Raw genomic sequence first — 6,652 nt, 5'->3', positions numbered from 1 at the left:
GTATTTACCCGGAGGCCCTTTTTTTATATCCACCTTTAGATAGAAAAAACGGGGGTGAGGAAACATGAAAAGCGTAAAGCTCGTTTCAAGGGAAAGGTTGCGACAGGATAGCATAATATATGTGGAAGATATTCCTATTGGAGGTCCATACTTCACGGTAATAGCGGGACCTTGCTCCGTAGAATCCGAAGAGCAGATAAACGAAACCGCTCGCTTTTTATCAAATCTTGGAGTTAGACTCCTAAGAGGAGGCGCTTTCAAGCCAAGAACCTCGCCCTATTCCTTTCAGGGGCTTGGAGAAATTGGATTAAAGCTTCTTAAAGAAGCAGCGAGAGCCTATGACATGAGGGTTGTCACCGAGGTTATGGATACCCAAACCATCGACAAGGTATATGAGTATGCAGATGTACTCCAAGTAGGTGCGAGAAATATGCAGAATTTCCCGCTTCTTAAGGCTCTCGGGAAAATAGACAAACCCGTGCTTCTTAAGAGAGGATTCATGTCAACCATAGAGGAATGGCTCTTAGCAGCAGAATATATCGCTCTTTATGGGAATGAGAGAATAATTCTCTGTGAGAGGGGAATAAGGACCTTCGAAAGATACACGAGAAACACCTTGGACATCTCAGCGGTTCCAGCCGTAAAATCGCTTTCTCACCTCCCTATATGCGTTGACCTAAGTCATGCCACAGGCAGAAGAGAGCTTATCCCACCGCTGGCGAAAGCCGCCTTAGCGGCAGGAGCCCACGCCATAATGGTAGAGGTCCATCCAAATCCCGAAAAAGCGCTATCAGACGGCGATCAAAGCCTAACGTTTAAGGAGTTTGAGAGTCTCCTGATATCGATAAAGAGGCTGTCCAAGATAGAGAGAGTAAATCTCGTTTTAGGGAGCGAAAAATGGAGATCAATGGAGTTAGCAGGATTAAGGGCGTAGTGAGGGTTCCTCCGGATAAATCAATAAGCCATAGAGCTCTCCTGCTATCATCTGTAGCTTCAGCACCATCCGAGGTTCAAAATCTTCTGGAATCAGATGATGTTAAAAGAAGCTTAAACTTGCTTAAGGCATGTGGCACAAAATTTGAGGGAAGCTTCAGAAAGCTCATCATTAAGCCTCAACCCTTTAATGAGCCTATCAAACCTATATTCTGCGGAAACTCAGGAACAACTGCAAGAATATCCTTGGGCTTGCTTGCCTCACAAAATGGCTTTTTTACCCTTTATGGAGACAAGAGCCTGAGCAGAAGACCTATGCTGAGGGTGGTAAAGCCTCTGAAGGAAATGGGAGCACGCATTTCCGGAAGAGATAATGACTCTCTACTCCCCATTTCCATCAGAGGGGGAAGCCTCAGAGGAATCACTTATTCCTCATCAGTCGCAAGCGCCCAGGTAAAGGGCGCTATTCTCTTAGCATCCCTCTTTGCCTCGGGAAAGACTATCTACTCGGAACCATATAAAAGCAGAGATCATACGGAAAGGATGCTTAAAACCATGGGAGCCCTTATAGCAGAAAGAAATAACGAAATAGAGATAAAGCCTTCAGAAAAACTCACCCCTTTAAGGATTTCCGTACCAGGAGATATCTCCTCGGCGGCTTTCTTCATAACGCTTGGTGCTATTCACAAAAATGCCGATCTAACCATCGTTAACGTGGGTTTAAACCCCACAAGGACCGGCTTGTTAAGGGTACTTAAGAGAATGGGAGCGAATATAGAGGTAAGCGTAGAAACCCAAGACCCTGAACCTCAAGGCAAAATAAGGGTTTCTTCCTCTCATCTAAGAGGAACGATCATCCTGCCGGAGGAAATACCTCAGATGATAGATGAACTTCCCCTTGTTGCCCTTCTGGGAATCTTTGCAGAGGGAAAAACTATAGTTAGAGGAGCAAGGGAGCTCAGGTACAAGGAAAGCGATAGAATCTCCTCCACCGTAAGGGAGCTGCGAAAGATGGGAGCAGATATCGTAGAACTCGAAGACGGATTCATCGTTCAAGGAAGAGGGAGATTAAATCCCGCGAAAGTCAACGCACACGGAGATCACAGAATCGCCATGCTTTTAAGCATAGCCTCCCTTTGTCTTAGAGAGGAAGAATCTACAAGCATAAGGGGAGAGCAGTGGATAAAGATATCGTTCCCGAACTTCTTTAAAATCATTAAGGAAATAACCTCGAACTAAAGGAGGGATTTTCTTGTTGAGAATCATAACTGCTGGAGAATCTCACGGAAGCAAAATAATAGGAATTTTAGATGGAATGCCAGCGGGTTTAAGAATAGATCTAAACTACCTTAGGGAGTTTTTAAAGAGAAGAAGAGGCGGATATGGAAGAGGAAGGAGAATGGATATCGAAACAGATGAGCTAACAATACATGGAGGAGTACACAAGGGAATTACAACGGGAGCTCCGCTTCTCATTGAAATTCAAAATAGGGGAGATAATCCCGTCAAGAGAAGAAGAACCGTCCCTCGCCCGGGACATGCCGATTACGTAGGCTACCTTAAATACGCCTTAGAGGATCTTAACATTCCCGCTGAGAGAGCAAGCGCCAGAGAAACCGCTGTAAGAACCGCGCTTGGAGCCATATGCTCCCTCGCTTTAAGGTGTCTCGATATCGAGATTGTCGCCTTCACAAGAAGCATAGGATCAGTGTGCTTAAAGAAAAGCTACTCTGAAATTGAGAATCTGAGGGAAAAGAGTCTACACTCTCCTGTGTACTGCCCAGATGATGAAACTACCGAGTTAATGCTAAATGAAATAGATAGAGCCAAAGCGAAGGGAGAAACGTTGGGAGGAAGCTTCACCGTCATTGCGAAAAACGTACCTCATGGTTTAGGTAGCTATTCCCAATGGGACAGAAGACTTGACTCACACCTTGGTTTCTGCTTACTTTCCATTCCCTCAGTCAAAGCAGTTGAAATAGGAAATGCCATTGAGGGGTCAAAAGAATATGGAAGCCAGTTCCAAGACGGCTTCAAGATAGAAAGCGGGAAAATCAAGAGGACTTCCAATCACGCTGGGGGAATAGAGGGAGGCGTATCTAATGGCGAAGACATTATAGTAACGGCATACCTGAAGCCAGTTCCCACAGCGTTATCGATAAGAAAATCTATAGACATAGAGACCCTACAGGAAGCTACCCTCGAGTACATAAGATCAGACACCGTTGTCGTCCCAGCAGCTTCAGTGATAGGAGAAGCTATGGTTTCCTTCTGCATACTCAGGTTTATTTTGGAAAAGTTTGGAGGTGATACGATTCCAGAGCTGAAAGAGAGGGTAAAATCATGGAGAGGAAGGTAATAACTATTATAGGTATGCCGGGTTCCGGAAAAAGCACAGTAGGAAAGCTTCTCGCTGAAGCGCTCAATCTCAATTTCATCGATACAGACGAGGAAATAGAAAAAGAAACGGGACTATCTATTCCTGAAATATTCGAACGTATGGGAGAAGCCCATTTCAGGAAAATAGAAAAGCTAATTGTAAGAAAATGCCTTGAAAGGGGAGAAATCATTTCTCTTGGAGGAGGAGCTATCCTCGATCCCGAAACGAGAAAGACCGTGTTCAATAATACCCTTTCTTTCTACATAAAGATCCCCTTAAACGAGCTTGCACGAAGGCTCAAGAGCGCTTATTCCAACCGTCCGCTTCTTAAAGATGGAGATCTCCTTAAAAGTTTAAGGAAGCTCTATTTCAAAAGAAAAAATATTTATGAAAGCGCAAGATATATCATAGAAGGCAAAGGATTAACACCAGAAGAGATCAGAACCCTGATTGTATTTCAGCTAAGAGAGCAAGCAAGCAAAGCAACAGAAATTAACTCCTCCATCCATAATGTAAAACTTGGCGAGTTATGCTTTGAGGAAATAGCCCAATTTCCCCTTATAACCACGAAAAAAGTCTTCAAAGTTTATGGGAGATTTCTTAAAAATGAAAAAATAGCATTTATTCCAGATGGAGAAGACGCAAAAAGCCTAAGAAACGTGAAAAAGATTTACGAAACGTTCGTACGTTGGAACATCGAAAGAGGAAGGGCAATTGCAGCCCTTGGTGGAGGCGCTCTGACGGACGCAATGGGCTTTGCAACCGCGACCTTCAAAAGAGGATGTGAGCTTGTAAGCATACCGACCACCCTTCTCGGACAAATAGATGCAGCAATAGGAGGGAAAAATGCCATCAATGTGGGAAACATTAAAAACCTTGTAGGCACCTTTAAATTCCCTCTTAGGGTTTTCGTAGATCCTGCTTTCACCCTATCACAAGAAGAAAGAAGATTTTTTGAAGGATTAGTGGAAGCCATAAAGATCGGGTTAGTAGCATCAAGAGAGTTCTTTGAACTGATAGAAAATAGTATGAAAGCTATAAAGAAAAGAAACTTAAAAAGTATTAGCGAGCTTATTGAGATAGCAATTCGACTAAAACTTAAGATATCGGAGAAGGATCCCTTCGACACAAACGAAAGGAGAATTCTAAACTTTGGTCATACTCTGGGACATGCTATAGAAATCCAGTATGGGTTATCTCATGGAGAAGCTATAAGCCTCGGCATGATATTAGCGCTAAAGCTCAGTAGCAAACTGGGCACATCTAAGCCATCCATTATCGATCGGGTGAGAGAGCTTCTGAACCGCATAGGTATGCCGACTGACGAGAGGATTATAGACATTTCCCTCCTGATCGATAAAATGTCTCAGGATAAAAAAATAAAGAAGGGAAAGCTGAGCATGATTTTAATAAGAGATATAGGAATGAGTGAGATAAAGGAACTGGAGGTGAAAGAGCTATGCGAATACTTATCATAAATGGCCCCAACATAAATATACTGGAGAAAAGAAACAAGAAAATATATGGAAACAGAGGATATGACGACCTCAAGAAGCTCATTGAAACAAGGGCGAGGAAGCTAAAGGTGGAAGTTGAAATATTTCAAGCTAACGGGGAAGGAGAAATCATCGACTTCATACACCGGGAAGGATTTAAGTCTGATGGAATTATAATAAACGCAGGAGCTTATAGCCATTACAGCTATGCCATAAGAGATGCACTTGAGGTCCTCGCGGTACCCAAGATAAGCGTTCACATCTCCAATATACATGCCCGAGAATCCTTTAGAAAAAGGGATATCATAGCTGAAGTTTGCACAGGCTCTATCTGTGGACTTGGCTTGGATGGCTATCTTTTAGCGCTGGAATACCTTGCAGGGAAAACCTGAAGCACTCTTAATATCTTTATGCTCAGATACAGATTAAATAGGGTTTCTCCGTTCTCAAGGCTTACTCCGAGAATTTCCCTTATTCTGTCCAGTCTGTATCTCATCGTATTTCTGTGAAGGTGTAGCTCTTCTGCAGACTCTTGAATCCTTCCGTCATTTTTTATATAGACCTCGAGCGTTCAAACAAGATCAGAGTTATATTTCCTGTCGTACTCAACCAGAGGCTTTAAATGCCTCATTGCAAACTCGAACATCTGATCTCGATCTAAAACGCTCAAAAGTATCTTATACACACCCAAATCATCAAAGAAAACGATTATCCCCTAACTTCCAGAGGGATCTGCCTTTCTCAAGTGCTTCCAGAGCCTCTCTGTAGCTATGTGATACTCCCTTAGGATCAGGATATCGCCTTCCAATTCCCATCCTCAACTTTAAGCCATCGAATTTCTCTTCCATTTTCTCCTTAAAAAAATCTATTTCCTCTCTCGAAAGTTCCCTCTCAGCAAGAACTATTATAGCCACACGATTTCCTCTCAAAGCTCCGACCGCTGAAAATCCCATGGACCTGAACATACCCTCCATAAGCTTAAGAAGGAGCAACCCGGGCTTCCCGGAGAGCATTCCTCAAGAGACTCAGGATCTCCCGAAACCCCAGCTCCCTTAAGCCTCTTGACGAGATCAAAGAGCTGCTCGCAAGCTTCTCTCGATCCCTCCAAGAAAAAAACGGTTGCACCTTCCGCCCCAAATATCCCACTTCTTCCAATGATAACTGGCCTAATCCCTACAAGAAGCTCGATCGCATCAAGCTCCGTGAAAACCTCCCCATGTAAGGGAATTAAACCGACTGCCATTCCCAAGGCACGATCCACCTTCTTTCTCCCAGCAGCTTGGACAGCCTCCCTAACGCTTCCTGGTGAAAACTTATCTATGTTAGCAGGAAGTATCACCTTTACTCCCTCTGCGCTTAACCCACCAAATATCTTCCCAGGCTCTCCCCCAAAAGGAGATCCAGCCATTATAGCAGCATTACCATCCATATCAACTATATTGGGAGAAACTATAAAAACATCCTTAGGACCAAGGTTGTTAACGATACTACAGAGCTCTTCATCAATACCAATGACCTTTCCATTCTCTATCATAATGGTATGCGGTGCTTTGGTTCTCCCCTTCCTGGAAACCTTAGTGCCCAAAGGGGTTATTCTACCACAGATCTCAAGCTTAACACCTGCAAGTTTTTCCGCTATCGCTGAAACGGTAGTCCCTCCCTTTAAAACAATCCTCGCCTCCCTGAGAGCACGCTTCACATCGGGATGAAGCGCTATCCCCTCAGCTATGATTCGCTTTCCCTCCGAAACTGTAAGCGTAAACTGGATAATCACCTATTCTCTCCCCCTCTGCAGGAAGGAAAGGTCTCCATAAAGCTCTCTCAAGCGTCTAAATTCATCTAC

8 protein-coding genes are annotated in these 6,652 nt (G+C 43.8%); 5 read left to right on the top strand and 3 right to left on the bottom strand.

Annotated elements, in window-relative coordinates; all coding sequences use genetic code 11:
- Positions 1-64: 64 nt before the first annotated feature.
- From aroF to aroQ, 5 genes are read left to right on the top strand one after another with little or no spacing between them, the layout of a single operon-like run.
- Positions 65-934, top strand: a complete 870-nt coding sequence (gene aroF, locus J7M13_08270; protein ID MCD6363970.1) for a 3-deoxy-7-phosphoheptulonate synthase — start codon at positions 65-67, stop codon at positions 932-934.
- Positions 898-2,172 carry a 3-phosphoshikimate 1-carboxyvinyltransferase gene (gene aroA, locus J7M13_08265; GenBank protein MCD6363969.1) on the top strand — a complete coding sequence of 425 codons (1,275 nt, stop codon included), beginning with the start codon at positions 898-900 and terminating at the stop codon, positions 2,170-2,172. Before aroF ends, aroA begins: the two co-directional genes overlap by 37 nt.
- Positions 2,173-2,185: 13 nt before the next feature.
- Entirely contained in the window at positions 2,186-3,292 is a 1,107-nt protein-coding gene (gene aroC / locus J7M13_08260) for a chorismate synthase (protein MCD6363968.1), read from the top strand.
- The gene (locus J7M13_08255; GenBank protein ID MCD6363967.1) at positions 3,277-4,791 is read left to right on the top strand and encodes a bifunctional shikimate kinase/3-dehydroquinate synthase; all 1,515 of its coding nucleotides are present in this window, start codon (positions 3,277-3,279) and stop codon (positions 4,789-4,791) included. The genes aroC and J7M13_08255 overlap by 16 nt, the downstream gene beginning before the upstream one ends.
- Positions 4,773-5,201 carry a type II 3-dehydroquinate dehydratase gene (aroQ, locus tag J7M13_08250; protein ID MCD6363966.1) on the top strand — a complete coding sequence of 143 codons (429 nt, stop codon included), beginning with the start codon at positions 4,773-4,775 and terminating at the stop codon, positions 5,199-5,201. The genes J7M13_08255 and aroQ overlap by 19 nt, the downstream gene beginning before the upstream one ends.
- Here the strand turns inward: aroQ and J7M13_08245 are convergent.
- The 3 genes from J7M13_08245 to J7M13_08235 all read right to left on the bottom strand — a co-directional run bounded on the left by J7M13_08245 (position 5,162) and on the right by J7M13_08235 (position 6,583).
- Positions 5,162-5,365, bottom strand: a complete 204-nt coding sequence (locus tag J7M13_08245; GenBank protein ID MCD6363965.1) for a helix-turn-helix domain-containing protein — start codon at positions 5,363-5,365, stop codon at positions 5,162-5,164. The two genes, aroQ and J7M13_08245, sit on opposite strands and share 40 nt — an antisense overlap.
- Before the next feature lie 139 nt (positions 5,366-5,504).
- The gene (locus J7M13_08240; protein ID MCD6363964.1) at positions 5,505-5,774 is read right to left on the bottom strand and encodes a hypothetical protein; all 270 of its coding nucleotides are present in this window, start codon (positions 5,772-5,774) and stop codon (positions 5,505-5,507) included.
- Positions 5,735-6,583, bottom strand: coding sequence for a hypothetical protein (locus J7M13_08235; GenBank protein MCD6363963.1), 849 nt, complete (start codon positions 6,581-6,583; stop codon positions 5,735-5,737). Before J7M13_08235 ends, J7M13_08240 begins: the two co-directional genes overlap by 40 nt.
- Positions 6,584-6,652 lie beyond the last annotated feature (69 nt).

The sequence above is a fragment of the Synergistota bacterium genome (genome assembly GCA_021159885.1).
In the GTDB taxonomy this organism is placed as follows: domain Bacteria; phylum Synergistota; class GBS-1; order GBS-1; family GBS-1; genus AUK310.
Note: the sequence above shows the minus strand (reverse complement) of the source record. Positions and strands in the feature narration are given on the sequence as shown.